At 65.5% G+C, this 22031-nt stretch carries 28 protein-coding genes, 1 pseudogene and 1 riboswitch; of the genes and pseudogenes, 9 read left to right on the top strand and 20 right to left on the bottom strand.

All coding sequences use genetic code 11. The annotated features are described in order from the left end of the window. Position 1: 1 nt before the first annotated feature. Entirely contained in the window at positions 2–1165 is a 1164-nt protein-coding gene (locus tag RDCOP1_RS00405; protein ID WP_072698123.1) for a metallophosphoesterase, read from the top strand. A gap of 142 nt (positions 1166–1307) precedes the next feature. Here the strand turns inward: RDCOP1_RS00405 and gcvP are convergent, their stop codons facing one another. The 11 genes from gcvP to RDCOP1_RS00350 all read right to left on the bottom strand — a co-directional run bounded on the left by gcvP (position 1308) and on the right by RDCOP1_RS00350 (position 11135). Continuing rightward, on the bottom strand, positions 1308–4163 hold the full coding sequence (gene gcvP, locus RDCOP1_RS00400; RefSeq protein ID WP_072698122.1) for an aminomethyl-transferring glycine dehydrogenase: 2856 nt from the start codon (positions 4161–4163) through the stop codon (positions 1308–1310). A gap of 166 nt (positions 4164–4329) precedes the next feature. Next, positions 4330–4424, bottom strand: a riboswitch (glycine riboswitch). A gap of 75 nt (positions 4425–4499) precedes the next feature. Beyond that, positions 4500–5123, bottom strand: coding sequence for a MerR family transcriptional regulator (locus RDCOP1_RS00395; protein WP_072698121.1), 624 nt, complete (start codon positions 5121–5123; stop codon positions 4500–4502). A 251-nt stretch (positions 5124–5374) separates the two neighbouring features. Then, on the bottom strand, positions 5375–5848 hold the full coding sequence (locus tag RDCOP1_RS00390) for a bifunctional nuclease family protein (RefSeq protein WP_072698776.1): 474 nt from the start codon (positions 5846–5848) through the stop codon (positions 5375–5377). A 114-nt stretch (positions 5849–5962) separates the two neighbouring features. Continuing rightward, positions 5963–6700, bottom strand: a complete 738-nt coding sequence (gene ftsR, locus RDCOP1_RS00385; protein ID WP_072698120.1) for a transcriptional regulator FtsR — start codon at positions 6698–6700, stop codon at positions 5963–5965. After that, a complete protein-coding gene (garA, locus tag RDCOP1_RS00380; protein ID WP_072698119.1) occupies positions 6700–7167 on the bottom strand; it encodes a glycogen accumulation regulator GarA in 468 nt (155 codons plus the stop codon). Before garA ends, ftsR begins: the two co-directional genes overlap by 1 nt. A 154-nt stretch (positions 7168–7321) precedes the next feature. Further along, on the bottom strand, positions 7322–7726 hold the full coding sequence (gene gcvH / locus RDCOP1_RS00375; protein ID WP_072698118.1) for a glycine cleavage system protein GcvH: 405 nt from the start codon (positions 7724–7726) through the stop codon (positions 7322–7324). 45 nt (positions 7727–7771) lie between these two features. After that, positions 7772–8590: a DUF881 domain-containing protein gene (locus RDCOP1_RS00370; RefSeq protein ID WP_084722251.1), complete on the bottom strand. Its 819-nt coding sequence runs from the start codon at positions 8588–8590 to the stop codon at positions 7772–7774. A gap of 3 nt (positions 8591–8593) precedes the next feature. After that, a complete protein-coding gene (locus RDCOP1_RS00365) occupies positions 8594–8953 on the bottom strand; it encodes a small basic family protein (protein WP_072698117.1) in 360 nt (119 codons plus the stop codon). Continuing rightward, on the bottom strand, positions 8950–9816 hold the full coding sequence (locus RDCOP1_RS00360) for a DUF881 domain-containing protein (RefSeq protein WP_072698116.1): 867 nt from the start codon (positions 9814–9816) through the stop codon (positions 8950–8952). The genes RDCOP1_RS00365 and RDCOP1_RS00360 overlap by 4 nt, the downstream gene beginning before the upstream one ends. Next, the gene (locus RDCOP1_RS00355) at positions 9813–10424 is read right to left on the bottom strand and encodes a CDP-alcohol phosphatidyltransferase family protein (protein WP_072698115.1); all 612 of its coding nucleotides are present in this window, start codon (positions 10422–10424) and stop codon (positions 9813–9815) included. The genes RDCOP1_RS00360 and RDCOP1_RS00355 overlap by 4 nt, the downstream gene beginning before the upstream one ends. A 93-nt stretch (positions 10425–10517) precedes the next feature. Further along, on the bottom strand, positions 10518–11135 hold the full coding sequence (locus RDCOP1_RS00350) for an NUDIX hydrolase (RefSeq protein ID WP_072698114.1): 618 nt from the start codon (positions 11133–11135) through the stop codon (positions 10518–10520). Positions 11136–11381: 246 nt separating this feature from the next. Between RDCOP1_RS00350 and RDCOP1_RS00345 the strand changes: the two genes are divergently transcribed. From RDCOP1_RS00345 to RDCOP1_RS00325, 6 genes are all read left to right on the top strand, one after another. Then, positions 11382–11708, top strand: coding sequence for a hypothetical protein (locus RDCOP1_RS00345; RefSeq protein WP_143152172.1), 327 nt, complete (start codon positions 11382–11384; stop codon positions 11706–11708). Positions 11709–11743: 35 nt separating this feature from the next. Then, positions 11744–11929: a hypothetical protein gene (locus tag RDCOP1_RS21415; RefSeq protein ID WP_072698112.1), complete on the top strand. Its 186-nt coding sequence runs from the start codon at positions 11744–11746 to the stop codon at positions 11927–11929. Further along, positions 11926–12183 carry a DNA cytosine methyltransferase gene (locus tag RDCOP1_RS00335; RefSeq protein WP_072698111.1) on the top strand — a complete coding sequence of 86 codons (258 nt, stop codon included), beginning with the start codon at positions 11926–11928 and terminating at the stop codon, positions 12181–12183. Before RDCOP1_RS21415 ends, RDCOP1_RS00335 begins: the two co-directional genes overlap by 4 nt. An 11-nt stretch (positions 12184–12194) precedes the next feature. Beyond that, complete coding sequence (locus RDCOP1_RS00330; RefSeq protein WP_072698110.1) at positions 12195–12491, top strand: hypothetical protein; 297 nt, start codon at positions 12195–12197, stop codon at positions 12489–12491. Then, entirely contained in the window at positions 12491–12646 is a 156-nt protein-coding gene (locus RDCOP1_RS21410; RefSeq protein WP_169848790.1) for a helix-turn-helix domain-containing protein, read from the top strand. The genes RDCOP1_RS00330 and RDCOP1_RS21410 overlap by 1 nt, the downstream gene beginning before the upstream one ends. A 413-nt stretch (positions 12647–13059) precedes the next feature. After that, the gene (locus tag RDCOP1_RS00325; RefSeq protein WP_072698109.1) at positions 13060–13320 is read left to right on the top strand and encodes a hypothetical protein; all 261 of its coding nucleotides are present in this window, start codon (positions 13060–13062) and stop codon (positions 13318–13320) included. Positions 13321–13519: 199 nt separating this feature from the next. On the opposite strand, the gene RDCOP1_RS00320 is transcribed toward RDCOP1_RS00325, so the two are convergent. After that, positions 13520–13867 (bottom strand): hypothetical protein, encoded by a 348-nt coding sequence (locus RDCOP1_RS00320; RefSeq protein ID WP_143152171.1) that lies wholly within the window; start codon positions 13865–13867, stop codon positions 13520–13522. A 314-nt stretch (positions 13868–14181) separates the two neighbouring features. On the opposite strand from RDCOP1_RS00320, the pseudogene RDCOP1_RS21970 reads away from it, so the two are divergent. Further along, positions 14182–14349 (top strand): annotated as a pseudogene (locus RDCOP1_RS21970) (pentapeptide repeat-containing protein); the annotation flags it as partial. 701 nt (positions 14350–15050) lie between these two features. Here the strand turns inward: RDCOP1_RS21970 and RDCOP1_RS00300 are convergent. Continuing rightward, a complete protein-coding gene (locus RDCOP1_RS00300) occupies positions 15051–15602 on the bottom strand; it encodes a recombinase family protein (protein ID WP_072698774.1) in 552 nt (183 codons plus the stop codon). Between the two features lie 275 nt (positions 15603–15877). On the opposite strand from RDCOP1_RS00300, the gene RDCOP1_RS00295 reads away from it, so the two are divergent. Next, positions 15878–16144, top strand: a complete 267-nt coding sequence (locus RDCOP1_RS00295) for a hypothetical protein (RefSeq protein WP_072698105.1) — start codon at positions 15878–15880, stop codon at positions 16142–16144. Positions 16145–16233: 89 nt separating this feature from the next. On the opposite strand, the gene RDCOP1_RS00290 is transcribed toward RDCOP1_RS00295, so the two are convergent. From RDCOP1_RS00290 to RDCOP1_RS00260, 7 genes are read right to left on the bottom strand one after another with little or no spacing between them, the layout of a single operon-like run. Continuing rightward, a complete protein-coding gene (locus tag RDCOP1_RS00290; protein ID WP_255311405.1) occupies positions 16234–16485 on the bottom strand; it encodes a hypothetical protein in 252 nt (83 codons plus the stop codon). A gap of 56 nt (positions 16486–16541) precedes the next feature. Next, positions 16542–16868 (bottom strand): AzlD domain-containing protein, encoded by a 327-nt coding sequence (locus RDCOP1_RS00285; protein ID WP_072698104.1) that lies wholly within the window; start codon positions 16866–16868, stop codon positions 16542–16544. Then, a complete protein-coding gene (locus tag RDCOP1_RS00280; protein WP_072698103.1) occupies positions 16861–17568 on the bottom strand; it encodes an AzlC family ABC transporter permease in 708 nt (235 codons plus the stop codon). Before RDCOP1_RS00280 ends, RDCOP1_RS00285 begins: the two co-directional genes overlap by 8 nt. A 20-nt stretch (positions 17569–17588) precedes the next feature. Next, the gene (locus tag RDCOP1_RS00275; RefSeq protein ID WP_169848788.1) at positions 17589–18122 is read right to left on the bottom strand and encodes a MaoC family dehydratase; all 534 of its coding nucleotides are present in this window, start codon (positions 18120–18122) and stop codon (positions 17589–17591) included. After that, on the bottom strand, positions 18115–18951 hold the full coding sequence (locus tag RDCOP1_RS00270; RefSeq protein ID WP_072698101.1) for a fumarylacetoacetate hydrolase family protein: 837 nt from the start codon (positions 18949–18951) through the stop codon (positions 18115–18117). The genes RDCOP1_RS00275 and RDCOP1_RS00270 overlap by 8 nt, the downstream gene beginning before the upstream one ends. Then, the gene (locus RDCOP1_RS00265; protein ID WP_072698100.1) at positions 18948–20666 is read right to left on the bottom strand and encodes an aminotransferase class IV; all 1719 of its coding nucleotides are present in this window, start codon (positions 20664–20666) and stop codon (positions 18948–18950) included. The genes RDCOP1_RS00270 and RDCOP1_RS00265 overlap by 4 nt, the downstream gene beginning before the upstream one ends. Then, on the bottom strand, positions 20663–22030 hold the full coding sequence (locus tag RDCOP1_RS00260; RefSeq protein WP_072698772.1) for an FAD-binding oxidoreductase: 1368 nt from the start codon (positions 22028–22030) through the stop codon (positions 20663–20665). Before RDCOP1_RS00260 ends, RDCOP1_RS00265 begins: the two co-directional genes overlap by 4 nt. Position 22031 lies beyond the last annotated feature (1 nt).

Below are 22031 nucleotides of genomic sequence, written 5' to 3'. Positions count from 1 at the left end.
CGTGCTCAGACTGCTTGTCATGGCGATCTTCTTCGCCCTCCTCACCTACTGGCTGCATCGCCGGCTCGTCCGGGCCCCGGGCCTGACCGGTCGCGCCGCATGGGCCGCCGACGCGGCTCTCGTCACCCTCGCACTTCTCGCCGTCGCCGCGAGTTCGGTGGGCACGACCCTCGATCCGTCTTGGGCCCGGCCCATCGGATTCCTCGGCTGGACCTGGCTGGCCGTCGTCCTGTACCTCGGGCTCGGCATCCTGCTGATCGGTCTCTTCGCCCTCGGCGCGCGGCTCGTCCGGTGGATGCGCAGGCGCTCTGTCACGGGCTCCGACGAACCGGCCGACCCGTCCAAGCGCCGAGTCCTGCGGGTCGCCACCGCGACACTCGTCGTTGCGGCCGTGGGCGCGGTCGCGTACGGCACCGTCGAGGCGGCGCGTCCCCGCGTGGTCGACGTGCGGGTCCCGCTCAGACGGCTACCCGCGGGATTCGAGGGAACGCGCGTCGCACTGGTGACCGACCTGCATGTCGGGCCTGCGCGAGGGGTGGACTTCGTGCGTCGCGTCGTCGACCTGGTCAATGCGCAGCAGCCCGATCTGGTCGTTCTCGGTGGCGATCTGGTCGACGGCACCGTGGCACTGGCCGGCCGCGACCTCGAACCCCTGCGTGATCTGCGTGCGCCCCTCGGCGTGTTCGGTGTCAGCGGGAACCACGAGTACTACGCGGACGACGCGATGTCGTGGCTCGATCACTGGGAGACCCTCGGCGTGCGCACCCTGCGCAACGAACACGTCGTACTCACCCGCGGCGGTGACACGATCGCACTCGCCGGAGTCCACGACTACACGGCGCCGGAACCGCACACTCCAGACATGGCCGCCGCCGTCGCCGGGATCGATCCGGAGACCGTCGTGCTGCTCGCAGCACACCAGCCCAAACACGTTCTGGAAGCGCGCGACCACGGGGTCGATCTGCAACTTTCGGGGCACACGCACGGCGGTCAGATGTGGCCGCTCCGCCCCTTCGTCTCCCTCGCCAATCCCACGGTGACCGGACTCGACCGGTTCGGAGACACCCTCGTCTACACCTCGCAGGGCACCGGAGCGTGGGGGCCGCCGGTCCGGGTGGGCACTCCCCCGGAGATCACCCTGCTGCAGCTGACCTCGGACGCCTGACGACAGAATCTCGCCCTGCCTTCTAGGTAGGGCGAGATTTGTGGCGAAAGAGGGTTATTCGGTTTAACCCGCTTTTCCGTCCCTTCCAGAATATTCACCGACGAGTGCGGGCCGGTGGGTACCATCCCACCGGCCCGACTGCTCAGCTGCTGTACGCCTCCAACGGCGGGCACGAGCAGACCAGATTCCGATCACCGTGCGCACCGTCGATGCGACGTACCGCGGGCCACACCTTCGCGCGGGCCTTCCCCATCGGGAACACCGCGGTCGCACGGGAATACGGGTGATTCCACTCTCCTACCAGGCATTCCGCGGTGTGCGGCGCTCCTCGCAACGGGTTGTCCTCGGCGGGCCACTCCCCTGCCCCGACCCGATCGATCTCCTGGCGGATCGAGATCATCGCATCGATGAACGCGTCGAGTTCGGCGATGTCCTCGCTCTCGGTGGGCTCGACCATCAAGGTGCCCGCGACCGGGAAACTCATGGTCGGCGCGTGGAACCCGTAGTCCGCCAGTCGCTTGGCGACGTCGTCGACCGTCACACCGGTGGCTTTGGTGATCCCCCGCAGATCGAGAATGCACTCGTGCGCCACCATGCCGTTCTCACCCGTGTACAGAACCGGGAAGTACTCGTCGAGGCGACGCGCGATGTAGTTCGCCGAGGCGATCGCTGTCAAAGATGCCCGACGCAGACCCTCCGCGCCCATCAGCTTGATGTAGGTCCAGGTGATCGGCAGGATCGACGCGGACCCGAAGGGAGCCGCCGACACCGGTCCGCCACCGCCCAGACCCGGCTCGGCCGGGTGTCCCGGAAGATACGGCGCCAGATGGGCACGCACACCGATCGGTCCCACACCCGGGCCTCCCCCGCCGTGCGGGATGCAGAACGTCTTGTGCAGGTTGAGATGGCTGACGTCGCCACCGAACTTGCCGGGCCGGGCGAGCCCGACCAGCGCATTGAGGTTCGCGCCGTCGATGTACACCTGGCCGCCGGCGTCGTGGACCGCGCCGCAGATTTCGGCGATGTCCTCCTCGTACACCCCGTGGGTCGACGGGTACGTGATCATGATCGCGGCGAGACGCTCCGCGTGATCGGCGATCTTGGCGCGCAGGTCGTCGAGGTCGACGTCGCCGTTCGACCGGCACGCCACGACCTCGACCCGCATCCCGGCCATGACCGCCGACGCGGCATTCGTGCCGTGGGCGCTGGACGGAATCAGGCAGGTGTCGCGCTGGATGTCGCCCCGGTCCAGGTGGTACTGACGGATCGCGAGCAGACCCGCGTACTCACCCTGGCTGCCGGCGTTCGGCTGCAGACTCACCGCGTCGTATCCGGTGACCGCTGCCAGCCAGCCCTCCAGGTCCGCGACGAGTTCACGGATCCCGGTCGTCTGCTCCGTCGGCGCGAACGGGTGCAGGCCGGCGAACTCGGGCCAGGTGATCGCTTCCATCTCGGCGGCCGCGTTCAGCTTCATGGTGCACGAACCCAACGGAATCATGGTGCGGTCGAGCGCCAGGTCCTTGTCGGACAACCTGCGCAGGTAGCGCATCATCGCGGTCTCGGTGCGGTACCGGGTGAAGGCCTCGTGCCGAAGGAAGTCGCTGGTGCGCGCCGGTGCCGCCGCCAGCGCACTCCCCTCGGTTGCCGACGGCTCGCCGGAGACTCCGAATGCGTCCAGCACGGCGGTGATGTGTGCCGCAGTAGTCGCCTCGTCGCACGACACCGAGACGTGGTCGGCGTCGACCCGGTACAGGTTGATACCGGCGGCCGCCGCTGCGGCGACCACCTCGTCGGCGCGACCGGGAACCCGGGCGAGGACGGTGTCGAAGAAGGTGTCGTGGACGACCTCCACACCGCCCGCGCGCAGCCCCGACGCGAGGTGGCCGGCGTAACCGGCGACGCGGCGCGCGATCGCGGTCAGCCCCTCCGCACCGTGGTACGACGCGTACATCGCTGCCAGCACGGCCAGCAGCACCTGCGCGGTGCAGATGTTGCTGGTCGCCTTCTCCCGGCGGATGTGCTGTTCGCGGGTCTGCAGCGCGAGTCGGTAGGCGGGGTCGCCGTCCGCGTCCACCGACAACCCGACGAGCCGGCCCGGGAGGGTGCGGGTGTTCCCGGCATTGACGGCCAGGTAACCCGCGTGCGGGCCACCGAACCCCATCGGGACACCGAAACGCTGGGTGGTGCCGAAACATGCGTCCGCGCCCTGCTCACCCGGTGGCGTGATCAAGGTCAGCGCCAGCAGGTCGGCCCCGACCGCGACGAGTGCGCCGCGCTCGTGGGCGGCGTCGATGAGTGGGGCTGCGTCGTAGACACGCCCCGATGCTCCGGGGATCTGCAGGACGACCCCGAAGAAGTCGCCCTCGGGAAGACCGTCGTCCACGAGGTTCGCGGTGACGATCTCGATGCCGAGGGGTTCCGCGCGGGTCGCCAGGACGGCGGCGGTCTGGGGGAAGAGATCGGCGTCGACGGCGATCCGGGGGCTCTTCGACTTGCGGTTCGCGCGGCGCAGGAGCGTCATCGCCTCGGCTGCGGCAGTGGCTTCGTCGAGCATCGACGAGTTGGCGACCTCCATGCCGGTGAGGTCCGCGACCATGGTCTGGAAGTTCAGCAGGGCTTCGAGACGTCCCTGGCTGATTTCGGGCTGATACGGCGTGTACGCGGTGTACCAGGCGGGATTCTCGATGATGTTGCGGAGCAGAACGGGCGGCGTGAGGGTGTCGTAGTATCCCTGGCCGATCATCGAGGTGGCCACGGTGTTCTTCCGCGCGAGCGCCGTCAGTTCGGCGAGGACCTCGTGTTCGGACTTGGGGGCGTCGAGCACGTCCAGCCCGTCCGACACGCCGCCGTCACGCCCGTCGAGGATGGTCGCGGGGACTGCTTTCGTGGCGAGTTCGTCGAGCGATCCGACTCCGATCACCTCGAGCAAGCGGTTCAGGCCCGCGGGATCGGGACCGATGTGGCGGTCGGCGAAGTTCGAGGTGACATCTACTGACATCGCAGCTCCCAGGCTGATCGGAGAGGCCCACTACCGCGCGTGGTCGCGCGGAGTGTTTCCTCCCCCTCTGTCGTGAGCTCGCGGTGCGAGCGCCTGAGAGATTCGGCCCTGCGATGGGCGTTTCCCCGTGGGCGGGTGGGTGCTCCCACCGCTTTCCAGAGACGTCGTAGCTCGCACGGTCCTGTATGCCTGAGAGATTGACGGGGAGGTGCTGCTCCTTCGGCGCCCGGATCAGGTCCGGAACTCTCCCGCACGACGGCGACGCGAGACCAAGTCTAGAACACGCCGGTGCTCCGACAGCGACGCCGCGGCACGACCCCCGGCCGTGATCTTCGTCTAGCCGATGCGACGGTTGATGCGGCTGCGGCGCCGGGACGCCAGTTCGTCTTCCGGGCGCTCTTCGACGTCTCCGCCGTCGGCGCGTTCGGCGGGGAAGTCGGCGATGCTTCCGGTGAGTTCACGCATCGCGCCGCTGACCGCGATCCCGAAGACACCCTGTCCACCTTGGAGAAGATCGACGACCTCCTCGGGCGAGGTGCATTCGTAGACGGTGGTGCCGTCGGAGAACAACGTGATCTTGGCGAGATCGCGAACGCCGCGGCTGCGCAGATGGTCGACGGCGACCCGGATGTTCTGGAGGGACACGCCGGTGTCGAGCAGTCGCTTGACGATCTTGAGAACCAGGATGTCCTTGAACGAATAGAGCCGCTGGCTTCCCGATCCCGCGGCGCCTCGGATCGAGGGGACCACAAGATTGGTGCGCGCCCAGTAATCGAGTTGGCGGTAGCTGATTCCCGCGATCTGGCACGCGATGGGCACCCGGTAGCCGACAAGTTCGTCGGGCACCGAATCGTCGGGGAACAGCCCGGGCTGGATCTCGTCGTCGTGCGGTGTGGGTGACGAACTCGCGCGGTCGCCGGCGTCAACGTTGAAATGCTGTCCCTGCGGCCGATCTCGCACTGTGTGACTTCCTCTCGCGCGCCCTGTTGTACCTCGCAACGACCGACTGGCGGATCCCCCACCACATCCAATCGTCGAGCGCTCTCAGGCTCACCAAGTAATCCGTATTCGGATTTACCCAGCGTACGCTCCGGCGTGGGGCGCGGGGCAGCAACACGCCCACCGGAAAGGCAACGTTCGACACTACTCGCGCCGGACTGTGCTGCTGCTCGAGGCTGCAACGCGTCCGTCGCCGGTCGACGAACGACCGCTCAGCCGTCCGTCGCCTTGAAGTCGTCCGGAGAGATGTTGTCGAGGAATTCCTTGAACTTCTCGACCTCGTCTTCACGCTCGTCCGGCATGACCAGTCCTGCTTCGGTGAGCACAGCTTCGTCGACGAAGACCGGCGCACCGATGCGCAAGGCTACAGCGACGGCATCGGACGGACGGCACGACACGCGCATGTCGCCGTCGAAAACAAGATCGGCAAAGAAGGTGCCTTCCTGGAGGTCGACGATGCGGACTTCCAGGAGTGCGTGGCCGAATGCGTCCAGGAGATTCTTGATCAGATCGTGCGTGAGGGGGCGGGCGGGTTCCACACCTTGCTGCTCGAGCGCGATCGCGGTCGCCTCGTTCTGACCGATCCAGATGGGCAGGTACCGCTCCCCGTCGACCTCGCGGAGCAGTAGGACGGGCTGGTTCTGGGGTTGCTCTACTCGGATCCCCACCACTCGCATCTCGCTCATCGCGGCGCCTCCGTCCCGCTGCTCGTCAGTGGCGTACCACCCGAATCGATATTGCCTGAATTCTAGTGCGCTCCCGAACATCCGTCAGGTGCCGGTCGGCGCATCTCGGAGCGATCAGCGGTCGAGGGCGCCCTGGACGGCAGCCTTCACCAGGCAGGTGTGGAGCGTCAACGACAGCGCGGCGAGTTCGCGCACCATCTCTTCCGCTCTCTGCCGTGCACCGGCATCGCGCCCCTTCGCGACAGGACCGGCGATCTGGGCGACGAGTCCGGCCTCGCGGTCGGCAGCGAGCTTGAACGCGCGCAGATGCCGTACCTCGAGGCCGAACTCGGCCATTGCCTTCGCGGTGCGCGCGAGCAGCACCGCGTCGTCGTCGAAAAATCCGGCGGGACCCGGCGTGACCAGGCCCGCCCCCACCAGTTCGGTCAGGAACGCGACATCCACACCGGCCCGCTCGCACAGGTCGTCGCGGCTGACGCGGATCTCCCGGTCGGTGCGCAGATCCTCCGGTGAGACCTCACCGCGGGCAACTGCCAGCGGCCGGGGCCGCTTGGGCCGGGTCTCGACCGATCCCACCGTGGCAGCGCCGCGGTCGATCGCCTCGAGCTGTTCCTTGATCACCTTCAACGGAAGGTACTGATCCCGTTGTGCGGTGAGCACATAGCGCAGCCGTTCGCAGTCCGCGATGGAGAACCGGCGATAGCCCGACGGAGTGCGCTCCGGGCTGATCAGCCCCTCGGCCTCGAGGAATCTGATCTTCGAGATCGTGACGTCCGGGAACTCGGGCCGCAGTCGATCGAGTACGGACCCGATCGACATGCCGGCCGGCGCCGACTGGTGGGCTGCGGTCATCAGCTACTCGCGCCCTGCGAACCGCGAGGACCGGTCAGGAACACCAACCGGAACTTGCCGATCTGGACCTCGTCGCCGTTGGCGAGTACCGCGGAGTCGACCGGTTCCCGGTTCACGTAGGTGCCGTTGAGGCTTCCGACGTCGACCACCTGGAAGTCGCCCTCGTCCTGACGGAACTCGGCGTGCCGGCGGCTGACGGTCACATCGTCGAGGAAGATGTCGCTGTCGGGATGCCGCCCCGCCGACGTCGTCGGCTGGTCCAGCAGAAAGCGCGAACCCGCATTGGGTCCACGCTTGACGACGAGCAGCGCTGATCCGGCAGGGAGCCCTTCGACACCTGAGACGGGCGCGTCGGTCGTAGGCGTTCCGGCCCCGGCGCTTTCCACTTCGTTCAGGAAGTCGGCGCGAAACACCGAAGTCGTCTCCGCAGGAGTCTCCTCGTAGCCCGCGTTGCCGTTCTCGCTCACCGTTTCTCCTTATCCGTTCGATCGCCCGGGAACTCCCGGGCGATCGTTGAGTCGTTCGCCCCGATCAAATCGACACGGCACACGCCATATCTGACCGTACCCTGTGCGGGGGCACTGGTGCAGGTAGTCGCGGCCACGTTACATGCCGGGTCCGTCAGCTTTCCGTGATGCCGCGGTAGCCGTCCGCATCCATCGTTTTTCCGAGGGCGCCGTCGAGGTCACCTTCGGTGTCCACCTCCACCTCGACCAGCCATCCAGCTCCGTAGGGAGCGCTGTTGACCAGTTCCGGGTTGGTCTCCAGGTCGGTGTTGACTGTGGTGACCTTCGCGCTGAAGGGCGCGTACACATCCGAGACGCTCTTGGTCGATTCGACCTCACCGAAGGAGTCGCCTCCGGTCACGTCGGCACCCGGCTCGGGCAACTGCACGAAAACGACGTCGCCGAGTTGAGACTGTGCGTAGTCCGTGATCCCGATCCGCGCGGTTGTCGCTCCGGTCCTCTGCACCCATTCGTGCTCCGCCGTGTAGCGCAACTCGCCGGGCGTTTCGAACTCACTCAAGGTAGATCCTTTCGGGGGCGACGTTCCGGGCGAACGTCGGATTCACTATCCGGGCTGAGAGTATTGGCGCGGCTTGATCTCCCGCAAGGCGGGCACGTCGACCTGCGGAAACTGTTCGACGGTGAGGCTGCCGCCCGCTCGGGCCACGGCGTCGACGACACCTCCCGGGATGTTCAGTGCTGCCGCGAGGGTCGGTCCGTCACCGATGGCGGTGACCGTGTAGGGCGCACGGAGCGGCGTGTCGTCGACCGTGATCGCGCCCGGCGAGCCCGTCACCCACGAATCCACCCCGATGCGTACGGTCTCGCCGCCCGCACCGGCGATCTGCATCGTGTCGGCACCCGCCGCGCGCAGTTCCTGGATCATGTCGAGCACGACCTCGGCACCGACGCCGCCACGCGGATCGTTCACCGTGAGAACGACTCCGGGGCCGGACGCCGGAGCAGTGCCGAGCTGGATCGACAGGTCGTCGAGGCGCTCACGTGCCTCGGCGAGTGCGGCGTCCGAGCCGTCCCGCTCGAGACTCGAGAGTGTGCGCTCGAGTGCCGTGATCTCCTGCCGCAGCGCGGCCTCTCTGCGGTTGAGGTTGTCGAGCAGGACCAGGAGATCGGCCGGGCGCGCCGAATCGAGGGTGTCGCCCGTACCGGTGTTCCTGACCTGTGTGGCAATCGCCGTGCCGAGCAGGAAGACGAGGAGTGCGGCGAGTACCGCGAAGACCGGCGCGGTCCGTTTCAGCCCCGGCTTCGCCCCCGCCGAGTCCCGGTCGTCCGAATCCCGACCCGGTTCGACAGCGTCCGGTTCGGGGCCGTCCCGTTCGGGACCGCCGCGTGGTTCGTGTTCGCCGCCGCGTGTGTCGTCGGACATGGGTCACGCACCGAACAATCTGCGGCGCAGTGCCGAGGCGTTGCCGAAGATCCGGATACCCAGAACCACGATGACCGCGGTGGAGAGCTGCGTGCCGACGCCGAGCTGGTCGCCGAGCCACACGATGAGTGCGGCGACGAGGACGTTGAACACGAACGACACCACGAACACCTTTGCGTCGAAGATGTCGTCGAGATAGGCGCGCAGACCCCCGAACACCGTGTCGAGGGCGGCAACCACCGCGATGGGCAGGTACGGCTGCACGATATCGGGAACCTGGGGGCTGAACACGATGCCGGCTGCGATCCCGATCGCGAGCGCCAGCGCCGCATACAGCGCCTGAGCATGATTGACCCGATTCACCGATTCCCCACTTCCCCTGCTGATCCGATTTTTCGCGCCGGCGCGGCCGGGAGTTCGAGTTCGTCCTCGTCGGCAAGGGTGAAACCTACCCCGTAGAGTTGCGCGATTCCCGCAATCCTCAGGTAGGCGTCGCTCACGACGAACGAGGTTTGCAGCCGGCCCGGAGATCCCACCGCGGAGACGGCGTACGGAGAGAAGACCGGCTGGTTGTCCACGAGCATCGCTCCCCCGGCTTGGCGGACGGTCACGCCCGGACCCACCCGGACACCGCCGACCGACACCGCCTCGGCACCCGCCGCCCACAGTGCGTTCACCACTGCCTGCAGGTCCCGGTCGAAGACCGCCGCGGTGGGGCGGCCTTCTGTCTGCTGGGACGAGTCGGACAGGTTCGGGCGGGCCGCGGGATCGGTGAGGGTGACCGTCAGTCCCGGACCCCGGACGGGCAGCGCCGCGGCGGCATCCTCGGCCGCGCGCAGTTGATCGAGCACGGTTCCGCCTTCGGTGTCGTCGGCGAAGAGAGCATCGCGACGGTCCTGGATCGTCCGGGTCAGCTCGTCGCGACGCACGACCAGCGCGGCGTTCCTCTCGTCGCTCGCGCGCAGAGACGCGAGGATCTCGGCGCGCGCCTGGTCGGTCCCGGCTTCTCCCGCGTTGTTCTGGGCGTACGCGGTTCCCAGTACGAGACCGGCGAGCACGACCCCGACGACGAGCCATACCCGGGCGGTGGCGCGCGAGGTCGGTCGTCGTCCGGCGCGCCGGTCGGCGGCCGCCGCGGCGTAACCGGGGTCGAGATGGTCCTCGAGGAGAGATTTGAGCAGCGACGGCACCGGGTTGCGGCGCACGCGTTCCCACTTGCGGCTCATCCGGGCCGGCCCGTCACCGGGACCGTCCGCGCGATGGTGACGGCCTGAGCGAGATACAGAATTGCGGTCCACACATAGAGCACGGTGCCCCAGATCAGCGCCGCCCAGCCGAGCGGGCCCGTGATGGGTTCCGAGCCGGGTACGGCCACCGTGGCGAGTAGCAGCGGTAACGCGAACATCAGCAGGAAGGTGGCGCCCTTACCGAGGTAGAGCACTTCCGGCGGGGGCAGTCCCCTGCGTCGGTAGACGGCGAGGGTGGGTGCGAGGACGACTTCGCGCCCGATGAGGACGGCGGCGATCCACCACGGCATGATGTCGCGGGCAACGAGGGCGACGAGGGTGGTCACGACGTAGAGGCGATCGACCATCGGGTCCAGGATCGCGCCGAGGCGTGAGGTCTGGTCGAGCAACCGGGCGAGCTTGCCGTCCGCCCAGTCGGTCAGGCTGCTGACGATGAGCAGGATCAGCGCCCAGGCGTCGGCGTGGACGACGAGCACCAGATATAGGAACAACGGGACCCCGAGCAGCCTGAGAAAGCTGAGGGCGTTGGGAACGGTGAGGATGCGGTCTGCGCTGCCCGTACCGGCGCCCGTGGTCGCATCGGTCATCGTCGCGCCATCCCTTGTTCTTCGCAGTTTTCTCGGCTTCACCGTCGGTCTCTCATACCCTTCCACATTCGTCCCGGGTCTCCGTCCGGGGCGTCAGCGCCAGGCGAAGACGGGCTGCTCGAGTCCTTCGATGCGGGTGTGCCGGCCGTGCAGTGCCACTTCCCGGAACTGGTACACCACCGCTGCCGTGGGGGCGTGGATGAGATGTCCGCGGAAGGGCCATTGGATCACGGGCTTGTCGGACTCGGGGATCGCGACGAAGCGTGGCGCGACGTCGAGTTCGGATGTGGTGACCGCGTAGAGGATGTCCACCTCGTCCGGGCTCGGGACGAGGTCGGCCATGGCGGCGTCGGACCAGACCACGAACGGCGACATGACATATCCGGATCGGGTGACGTAGTCGTCGAGGCGGCCGATGATCGCGTCGGGATCGAGGGCGAGGCCGAGTTCTTCGTGCAGTTCGCGAAGCGCGGCGTCCTCGGGGGTCTCGCCGTCGTCGAGACGCCCGCCCGGGAGCGCGAACTGTCCTGGGTGCGCGCGGAGTCGTGCGGGTCGTTTGGTCAGCGGCATCACGGGATTCCCGGTGCCGTCGTCGAGGACGGCGACGACCACGGCGGCATGGCGCCTGCCCTCGAGGGGCAACCGGCGTGACTCGAACGCGGCAAGTGCCGCGGTGAGGTGGTTGCGATCGAGAGGATGTGGGGCGCTCATGCGATGACAGTAGTAGGTGGGTCGGCTGAGTCGCGCCACAGCGTGGCGGGATGTCGAGGGGACTCCGACGAGAGCAAGATCAGCGCCGCCAACGTGGTCGGCGATCGGTGGACGCACGCAAAGAACTGTTGTGTGCACGCTGCTGTGGGCTCCGCGATCCGATGCACACAAGGTGACCGGCGTGCTGCGCGGCGAGGACTTCTACACCCGATCTACCGCGGGCTGTTCGAGGTGATCGCTGCCTTGGTGGCCGAAGGCGTCCCGCACGAGACCCCGATGGTCGCCGCCCGACTCGAACGCGACGGCCGTCTCGCCGGCCACACCGGTCAGCGCCTCAGCCGCGCCCTCGTCACCGCGGCCACCGCTGGAGCAGATCGCACCGGCCTCGGCCACTACGCCCGCGCCGTGGCCGCAGCCGCCTACCGGCGCAGCTTCCGCGACGCCGGACTCGCCATCGCCGACGCCGCCGAATCCCTGCCCGAATCCGACCTGTTCGAGCACATGGTCACCCTCGGCCGTCGCCAGCGCGCCGCCACCGAACGCCTCGCCGCGCTCCAGGCCGCGGGCCTGTAGACCCCACGACTTTCCAGACCGGAAGGAACACCGACATGCCCGAAACCCGAATCCCCGACACCGAGTACGACCAGCAACACCGCATCACCGAGCAGGTCTACGACCGGATGTTCACCGGGACCGGACCTGAGTTCCGCACCGGAGTGTGGTCCCTGCACGACGGGACGATTCAGATCCCCACCACAAACGGATCCGTGCACATCACCGCTGTTGCACGGTGACCATCTGCGAGCTCGACGAGCCCGCGCACACAATCACCGGCAAGGGCACGGCCGCATGGGTCGCCGAGCCCGACAACAGCGAACCGATCTCGCGCCGCGTCACCGTCGACGAGGCCGCGATCCTCCAATCCTTCCCACCTGCCTACCCTTGGCAGAGGAGCAGGACCGCGCAGTACCGACAAGTCGGCGACGTCGTACCGCCCCGCCTCGCGCAAGCGGTCCTCGCCCCGATCCTCGCCCTCACGACACGATAGGAACAAGCCGCATGATCTCCACCGAAACTCTCGCCGCCCACATCCGCGCCGTCGACGGCGACCACTCCCTCAGCGCCGCCGAGCTCGCCGAGGCGATCCTCGCCCGGTACGCCGTCGTCGAACTACCCGAGCGCGCTGAACCCGACGACAACGGGCTCGCGTACTACCCTGCCGCCGAGCTCCGCGTCGACTACCGAGGTACACACGGCCCCGCCGTCCGCGACGACTACCACACCGTCACGCCCGAACAGCTGCGCATCACCGCCGCCGAGTACCTCGCCGCGGCCCGCGACACCGAGGATCGGTAATGGCGCGCCGACCCGGAGGCCCCCGCGCCCTGACCGACGAGCAAGTCCGCGCGATAGCTCGAGCCCGCGAGAACGGCGTCACCCACACGACGATCTGCCGCTACCTCGGCGACCGAGGCCCACGCCCCGGCGCCCGCGCCGCCGCTGCTATCTAAGACAGGAGACCCGCCAGTGCGCGCGATCGGCGACCACCACCTACACCCACCACCACGGCGACCACACGGAAGTGCTGTTGGATATGCCCACCAACTTCGGCGACCCCGAGGCGATGGGCCGCGACGGACGTCTCGGTCTGGTACTGCTGACGCAGCGCTGAACCGCACCCGTAGGGTCGAATACGCACACCGCCGCCTGTCCATGCCTGACCCGAGGAACACTCGATGACCGACTAACGCCTGACGATCGCCCGCGCCGACGCGGACGACAAGGCATGGACCGTGACCGTGCACGACCGGCCCGAGTGGACGTTCCGGGAAAAAGACTTCACCGCGATCGACACCCGCGTGCACACACTCGCCCACGACCGCGACGGCACCGACTCCGAGAACGTCACGATCCCCGGCATCTCGTGCGGATCGGCGACGTCGAGGTCACCGGCCAACTCGACCACCTCGACGACCTTCGCCGCCAGGCCCGGGAGATTACCGAGCGGATCGACGTTGCCACCGACGAAGTGATCGCCGCCCTGCGCAAGAGTGCAGGCCTGTCCACCCGCGAAACGGCCGCGATCATCGGCCTGTCCCACGCCCGTATCAGCCAACGCGAACGTGACGCCGAAGCAGTGAAGACCGGCGCCAACGCTCATCAGGGGGCCGGAATCGCCCAGTGACATGGGGCAAGCCGCCGCGCAGCGGTGGCGCGGCAGCACCGATTGTTCGGTCGACGACACGGACGGTCAGCTCCGAGCCCCTTCGGAATTTGGTGTTGCTATCCGTATAGATTCTGGCTGTGTCGCATCCGAATTCGTCTGCCCCCCGCGCGGAGACAACGTGCCTGTGCCACGGGCGCAGCATGTTTCGCCTTGGCGCTTAGTCAGTTACGGGGTCGGTACGTTGCTTCTGGTCAGTCTCCTGACCTGGATCCTCGCCGAACTCGCTACGCCGGACGGCGTCAAAGTGGTGACCGCCGATAATCTGACTGATTTGGGACGGACGATCGGGTTGATCGCCGCGGCCGCCGTGGGAGTTCCCGCAGCAGTCCTTGCCTATCACCGGCAGCGAGCACTCGACACCGCGAGCCGGACCGCTGCCGCCCAACAGGAAACGGCTGCCAGGCAACACGAACACAAAGTCCGCGCCGATGACCGTGAGCATCACACCGGCGTCGAGCGGAACCTGCGTGAGAGGTACACAACCTGTGCAGAGCAACTCAGCCACGACAGCTCTGCTATCCGTCTCGCCGGCGCCTATGCGATTGCGTCCTTGGCAGACGATTGGCACGCGTTCGGCAATTTCTCAGAACGGCAGGTCTGCATCGACCTGCTGTGTAGCTACCTGTGTCTGCCCTACGAGCCCAGTGGACGCGAACAGACGCATACCAAGACGATCATCCGGTACGCACCGTCGGATCGGGTCGTTGAGGAACACCACGAGCATCGGACCGAAGACAGTCAGGTCCGGCAGAGCATCCTGCGCATCATCGCAGCGCACCTCCAACCCGACGCCGAACAAGCTGGAGCGAGTCCGACTTCGACTTCACCGGCGCCTACCTCGAAAACGCCGAGTTCGACGGCTGTGTCTTTCGCGGAAGAGTGCAGTTCATTCGCGCACGGTTCCACGGCCAACTGGCTTCTTTTCAAAAAGCGAAGTTCCACAGCGAGCGGACCTCGTTTGAGAAGGCACAGTTCCACAGCGAGTAGACCTTGTTCGACGACGCGCAGTTCCATAGCAAGTCGACCTCGTTCGAGGAGGCGCAGTTCCACAGCGAGGCGACAACCTCGTTCGACGGGGTGCAGTTCGACGGCGGGCGGGGCGGGCGGACCTCGTTCCTGGCGGCGCAGTTCGATAGCGGACAAACCACGTTTACGAAGGCTCAGTTCCGCGGCTGGCGGACACGTTCGGATGGGCGCAGTTCCACGGCGGGCGGACCTCGTTCGTCAAGACGGAGTTCCACGCCAGGGCCCTGTTCAGAGCTGCGCAGTTCCGTAGCCGGCAGACCTTGTTCGACATGGCGCAGTTCCACGGCGGGGAGGCCGCGTTCGACAGGGCGCAGTTCCACGGCACACAGAATTCGTTCGTGAGGGCGGTGTTCTACAGCCCGGTTTCGTTCGCGAGTCATACTTCGGCGGCCAGACCTCGTTCGGGAAGGCGCAGTTCCACGGGTCGGTTGATTTTTCACGTCCGCAGTCCTGGAACAACGTCATTGTGGACTGGCAGTGGCCGTTGGCGGATGGTTTGGAGGGCCCTGCTCGTCTTCCGCGACCAGCTGGTCTACTGCCCACGGAGTGGCCACCCGTTCCGAGCAGATACACAGGTGGCGTCACTCCCTTTTTCACTGTGAGGAATGGCAGGAGAGCGCGCTTGAGGGTCTAAAACGTTCGCGGAACCGCGATTACTGCGCTCACTTCAGGTGTCGATACAGCGTGGTGCGTCCGACGCCGAGGATCTCCGCGATCTCGGTCTGGCTCATCCCGTTGTCGCGCATCAGCTTCGCCTGCTTGATCTTCTTGGTCGTCATCTTCGGTGGCCGTCCGCCGATCCGGCCCCTGGCGCGGGCAGCGGTGAGGCCGGCCGAGGTGCGTTCACGGATGAGGTTGCGTTCGAACTCGGCGAGCGCGCCGAAGATGGAGAAGATCAGCTTGCCGCCGGCGGTGGTGGTGGTGTCGATGGACTCGGTCACCGACCGGAAGCCGATGCCGCGGTCTTCGAGGTCGGTGACCACTTGAAGTAGATGGGGCAGGGAGCGCCCGAGGCGGTCGAGGCGCCACACCACCAGAGTGTCGCCGGCCTGGAGGTGAGAGAACAGGTCGTCGAGTTGCGGCCGGGCGGTGGTGGCACCGCTGGCGGTCTCGGTCCAGATCCGCGAACACCCGGCGGCGCTCGGGGCGTCGCTCTGCAGATCGAGGGTTTGGTCGGTCGTCGAGACCCTGGCGTAGCCCAAAAGTTCGCTCACGAGCTCGCAGTGTTCCATAACTCACCGACAACGCTTATTTCGAAACACTGGTTTTGGACACGAGTTTCGGAACATAGGTCGCGCCTGGTCGCCCGATTCGTCCGGCCGTGTTCCATAAACGAACGTTTACGGAACATCGCGTCTTGCGCGTGGATGCGTTTCCGTCACTTGCAGTGTGGCGTGTCGATCTGGACTCCATTCCTGAAAGCTTGATACTTTATTCCAAACCTGGCAGTCTCAGTCAAAGCAACGTTTCTTACTGAAAGCTGGCATATATGGCCAGCAACCGTCGACTCCGTCTGACATTCGAGTTCGTCGTTCCGGATGGGACCGGCAAGAACATCCAGGACCGCCACCTGGAACGAGGCGTCGACATGATCGAGGCCGCAGTACGCACGATGGCGACCGAAGCGTTCCCCTACGCCTCCGCGATCGACGTAACGCGAGAGTGGAACTACGCGTGGTGGGCTGACACCGACTACGCCCAGAAGACGTATGACTTGCCGGCCAACGAATTCAATACACCGAAGAAGTCCAAGTAGCCGAATGACGCCGATGCGGCACGTGTCGCCTTTCGGTCGGCGATGCTGCTGGCGCGCCAATGGTTTTCGGTACGGTGCGAGCTTGGTCGTCACGCCGCGGTGAGGCCGGTTTTCTCCGCGGTCGCTCTTCTCCCGGAATGCCGTCCCTCCAGAGTCGAGAGCAGCACGAACTTCGTTCGCATGAGGTTCGAGGCCGTCTCGGCGTCACCCACAACGAGGAATGCCTGTTCGCGAGCGTGCAGCGCCGCGATCGCCGTCTCCAATTCATCGTTCGTCATTGCATCGGCTGCGGCTGCGGGAGTGTGCTCCACTTCGTGCATGAGCAGACCATATCGACTCATCTGGGAATCTTGAGAGTCACGATGCTACGGCATCTCAGTCGGCTCGCCGACCGCGGTTACATAAGACCGAACGTCGCGCGCGCCAACGCAGTCACCACAGCGGCGGCAATGATCACCACCAGCATCGGAGCCCGAAACCAGGCCAGCACCCCGGCAGCCCCTACCCCAAGCACCCGAGCCCAGCCGGCAAACCCTTGGTCTTGCAACAGTGCGGTCGTCGCCATGACACCTGTCAGCAGAAGGATCGCCGAATCATCGATGAGTTGTTTGGCACGTGGTGATTCGGTCAAGCTGGCAGGCAGCGCGGGCCCCACCCAGCGCAGGACATACGTTCCCGCGGCGAGAAAAGCAGCTGCAGCGCAGATTACCCACAGATCACGCATCCTCGGCCTCGGCTCGCTCCGCGTCGACGGCGGGATCGATGGGTCGGGGGCGCATCAGAGGGAGGGCTAGAACAGCCAGCACCGGGGCGATGCCTTCGGGAAGGACGAGGGCGGCACCGACCGCGATCACCGCGGCTGCAAGACAGCCGTAGCGAGTACGAGGATCGCGTATCCCCGACATGATCAAGGCAAGTATCACAGCGGGGAACATGGCATCGAGACCGATGATTGCGACGTCGAACATGCGGCCGATGACCGATCCGAGCAGGGCGCCTACGGGCCAAGTGATCAGAATACCGAGCCCGGACCAGGTGTAAGCAAGGCGACGCGCGGCAGGGGTCTGCTGGGCGGCGGCGAACGCTACGGTTTCGTCATTCACTAGATGAATTCGCGCGTACCGCTTCCAGCCGGTGCCGAGTACATCGGTCGCGGCGAGGCCGTAGGGCAGGTGACGAGAATTCACGGCCAGGGCTGCGGCAGCAGCGATCCATGAATTCGCGCCGCCGGCGAGCAGGCCTACGAACAACATTTCCGAGGAAGCAGCGAGAACGAAGAATCCGACCACGGGAGCAAACCAGGTCGGCAGGCCGGCGTTCACCGACATCGCGCCGTACGCCACGCCGACGACAAAGACGGCGCTGGCGACCACCGCTGCTTCGTACAGCAGGCGACGCCGAGAATCGGCGATCGACTCTGGCACTCAGACTCCTTTCGGTGGCGTCATCCGATATCCGCGCCCGTGCGGTTGCTGCGCTTCGAGCGAACAATAAGAGTCTGCATCGCGCGGAGGCATACGCGGTCCTGCGGCCCGAGGGACGCTTTATCGCTGACAGCCATGGTGAGGTTCAACTCTGCGGTAGTGAGCAATTTACGAGGGTAAACCGCGTGCAATTCTGCGCTGAGCTGCACGAACGTGCCGACAGTGACGGCAGCGTCGAACGAAACCTCGCGGAGTTTGGAATTCAGCATGAGATCCATGTCATGGATCTCGATGATCTCCGAAAGCATCATCGGCACCAGCGACAAGAGTAGAAACCCGTGGGCAATGGGGGCACCGAACGGACCGTTAGCGGCTTTGACGGAATCAGTATGAATCCATTGCCGGTCTCCGGTCACCTCGGCGAACTGATCGACCATCGGCTGAACTACCTGTAGCCATCCGCTCACACCAAGATGTTCGCCTTCCGCGGTTACAAAATCGGCGGCGCTGTTGAATGTCCGTAATTTCACTTTCCTTCTTTCGTAATCAGACAATGCGAGTGCAGTGTGTGCCCACATTCGAAATATCTACCTCGACCACGTCACCCACCTGTAGATAGTTTTGGGTGGCTAGAGCGGTGCCGCCTGGTGTGCCGCAATTAATAACATCCCCCGGCATGAGGCAGAGGAATTGGCTCACATACCACACCAGATATGGCGGCGTATACCGCATATCTGAAAGCTGTGCCATTTGTACCACAGCGCCGTTCACCCGAGTGGTGAGGAGGGATTCGGGCGGGGGGTGACGTTTGCGCCCAACCCGCAGCCAGCGGCCGATCGGATTGAAATCGGGAAATGCCTTGCCCTTCACCCACTGCCCACCACGATGCAGGACCCAGTCATAATCACCCATGTCGTTTGATGTGGTGTAGCCCGCGACGGCCGAGAGTGCATCGGACGGATTGAGAAGCCGATGTGCGGCCCGACCGACCACCACCGCGAGTTCCCCTTCCCAGCTCATGGTCCTGCAGCCCTCGGGCATGGGGGTCATGCCTGAAGTGGAGAGGGTATACACCGGTTTGAGGTAGCAAAGCGGATCCTCCGACCACATAGTTACCTGTACCTCCGCCGCGTGGTCGTGGAAATTCTGGCCGATGCACACCAGATGTGCGCTGCCGCTGAACGGCACCTCGACCTGTGAGGAATCTTGGATCGAAGGGAAACCCATAACCTGGTCCTCGATGTCGCAGAGATTGTCCGGATCCAGTGCCGAACCCGCCCAATCGGAAACTGCGCCTCGCGCATCCCGGACCACACCGTCGGACATACGCGCACAGGGCACAACAGTCTTACCGATGCGAACCCGCCCAATCTCGAAACTCATCCGCGCCGTACCAGTCCGCGCACATGTGGTCGTCCATTGCCGATGCTGCTCATGGCGAACACCAGACCGGACGCGGATTCGGTGGAGGAAACGGTCAGTTCGGTGACATTGATATCGGTCGGTAGCTCGTACTCCATGACAATCTCGTCGCCCTCGCCGCTCAAGTGATCGATGAAGTCGAAGTAAATCGCGTTGTTCACGTGGCCTAACGCATCGAAATCGGCATGTCGGAGGCCGACGGTCCTCTGTGGCGGCGACTCAAGAGAAGCATCCTTGAACAAACGCTTCAGCGCCGAGCGCCACATCAATTCGGTGGGTATTCCTGTGGTCGCGCACCGCTGTACCAGGACGTCAGGAAGCGACAGGGGGCGCTGGGTTTCCGCATCGAGCTGCACCCAGAACGCCCGCACGGTGCCGTCAAGTTTGCGTCCATCGGCAAAGAATTCAGTGAGCGACTCTAGCCAGCAGCTGCCGATGCCGACAATCGTGCGCACGGCAGTAACGTGGGTAACGCACGGAGTGGTACGCCAGTTGCGGACCACATTCCGGCGGACCACCCAGCTCCGAGAGCCATGATCGAGCCCTGTGCCGGTCGCTGCAATCAGCCCGTCGGCGGCCGCCTGCTGGGCTAAACGCACCAGAACCGAGGGGCGCAAGTACTGGTATGGCGAGTGTGCGTAACCGTACACCGTGTAGTCTGCGCGGAATTCGACCGTCCCTGTTAATGCCGAATTGGGCAGGAGTGTGATCCAGCCGTACGTATCGGCGGCGCGACCGGCCTGAATTTCCGTGAGCAGCCCAGCCAACTGCTTAGCCAGGGCGGTTGAGCCGGCAGCAGGATAGGCGTCGTCTCCGTCGCACAGCGCGGCAATCGGCACCACGCCGCTGGCCGTTCCGGTGGCGAACATCTCGCTCACTCGTCCCTCCGTCAAATCCGCGAGCAACTCCTCGATCGGCAACTCCTTGTTGACCACTGATATGCCCAGGTCCTCGGCGAGCGTAATGACGCTGTCACGGGTGATGCCCGAGAGCACCAGATCATCTGCCTCTGGGACAACTAGCTGACCATCCCGCACTGCGAAAAAATTCATCGACGACAATTCGGTCACGGTGCCCGATGGCGACAACCACAGCGCGTCGTCGCAGCCCACTACCTGCGCCCGAGCCTGGCCGCTGCGCGCGAGCCCATAATTGCCCGCACATTTCGCGGTGCCACCCCCACCCGGCCATGCCCTCCGCAGTTCCCGTTCGACATGAATTGTCAAGCCGTCGCCGTCCGTGCCCATATGGTTGAAATTCACCAGCCCGGTCACCACCAGCACGGCGTCGGTGATCGGCGCGGTGATACCCAATGTTTCCGTAGTAGCGAGCAATACCGGACGAAGATACAGAGAATCACCGGACTTGGTCAGTGCCGCGCGGTGCGCGTCGACGAACAGGCACACCGCAGCGAAGAAGACCTCCCACGGCGGCTCAGGCAATGCCATCCGCCGCGCGGAGGCACACAGCCTCCGATGATGGTCGTAGAGGCGGAATGCACCGACCTCGCCCACATCGTGGAAATACACCCGCAGACCTTCAAAGACAGCTTGGCCGTAATGAACGAACGAGGTTTGCGCTCGGACATCGAGTTCGTCAGTGGTCAATTCCGCGATGCCCCAGCCCCGCGCCACTTCCCAGCGCACTTGCGCGGTGCCGATACTGTCACCGGTCATATCAAGGCCTCCTGTGGCATCGCACGGACCGCGATTTTGCCGGGATTCATAATGTGGTTTGGGTCGAACACGGACTTCACCTGGCTGTTCAGCTCCACCACGGCGTCACCGAGCTGGCCGATCGCTGCGTCTCGTTTGAGTAAGCCGACACCGTGCTCCCCTGTCACGGTTCCGCCGGCAGCGACTGCCACCGCCAGAATCGCGTCGAACACTGCGCGCACAGTCGCCTGAGACAACGAACCGTCGTCAATCAGCATCGGATGGAGATTTCCGTCACCGACATGTGCCACGGTCGCGATGGGAACACCATGCGTCGTTGCAATAGATTCGATTTCAGTGAGCACCGGCCCAACCTGTCCCACGGGCACACAAACGTCCTCGGTAGTCACCGTGCCCAGCCGGCTGACCGCTTCGAACGCCCGCCGGCGAGCCTCGATCAGTAGAGCGCTCTCCTGCGGGGATTCGCTGCGATGCGCCCACAGCGCGCCAGCCGCTTCCAGCGCAGCAACCGCCTGAGCTGCAGCCGCCTCCTCCGTGACCTGCAGCAGCACCAGGCTGGCGACCTCGTCGGGCAGTTCGAGCGGCATCAGGGCGTCGACAGCGGTGAACGTGGCTTCGTCCATCAGTTCGCAGATCTCCACGTTCACGCCGTCTGCGCGCATGGTCGCGACAGCAGCGGACGCGGCCATGGCTGTGGACTCGAACGCGCCAATAATCGTGGTCAGCGGTGGTTGACCCTGGCGTAGCCGCAAAGTGATCTCGGTGACGACGCCGAGAGTGCCTTCTGAACCTACGAACAGTCCGGTGAGGTGGTAGCCCACCGCGTTCTTCGCTGTTCGACTCCCAAGTCGTAACACTTGTCCGGCGCCGGTCACAACCTCAAGTGCCAGCACGTAGTCACGGGTAACGCCGTAGCGGACACAGCACAAACCGCCGGCATTAGTGGCCACGTTTCCGCCGAGTGAGCACATTTCGCGACTGGAGGGATCCGGGGGGTACCACAGCCCAACCTCGGCTGCAGCAGCCCGCAATTGCTCGTTGAGTACGCCCGGCTGCACGACGGCAAGCCGCTCAACGGGGTCGATCTCAAGAATCCGGTTCATCTGCTCAACGCACAGGACGACCGAGCCGGGCACGGCGTTAGCGCCGCCGCTGAGTCCGGTTCCCGCACCCCTCGGAACAACGGGGGTTCCGGTGGCATTGGCCCAAGCGATGGCGACGGCAACTTCGTCTGTGTTGATTGGTCGGACCAGAGCCGCAGGTTCCGACCATGGCGCGTGTTCTTGGTCATGTTGGTAGGCAACGAGAATCGCCGGGTCGCGCACCACTCGTCCGGGGGGGAGAACGTCCTCCAGCGACGGCATC

Source organism: Rhodococcus coprophilus NBRC 100603, assembly GCF_001895045.1.
GTDB lineage: Bacteria > Actinomycetota > Actinomycetes > Mycobacteriales > Mycobacteriaceae > Rhodococcus > Rhodococcus coprophilus.
The sequence above is the reverse complement of the archived record's forward strand: the minus strand, read 5'-3'. Positions and strand labels throughout refer to the sequence as shown.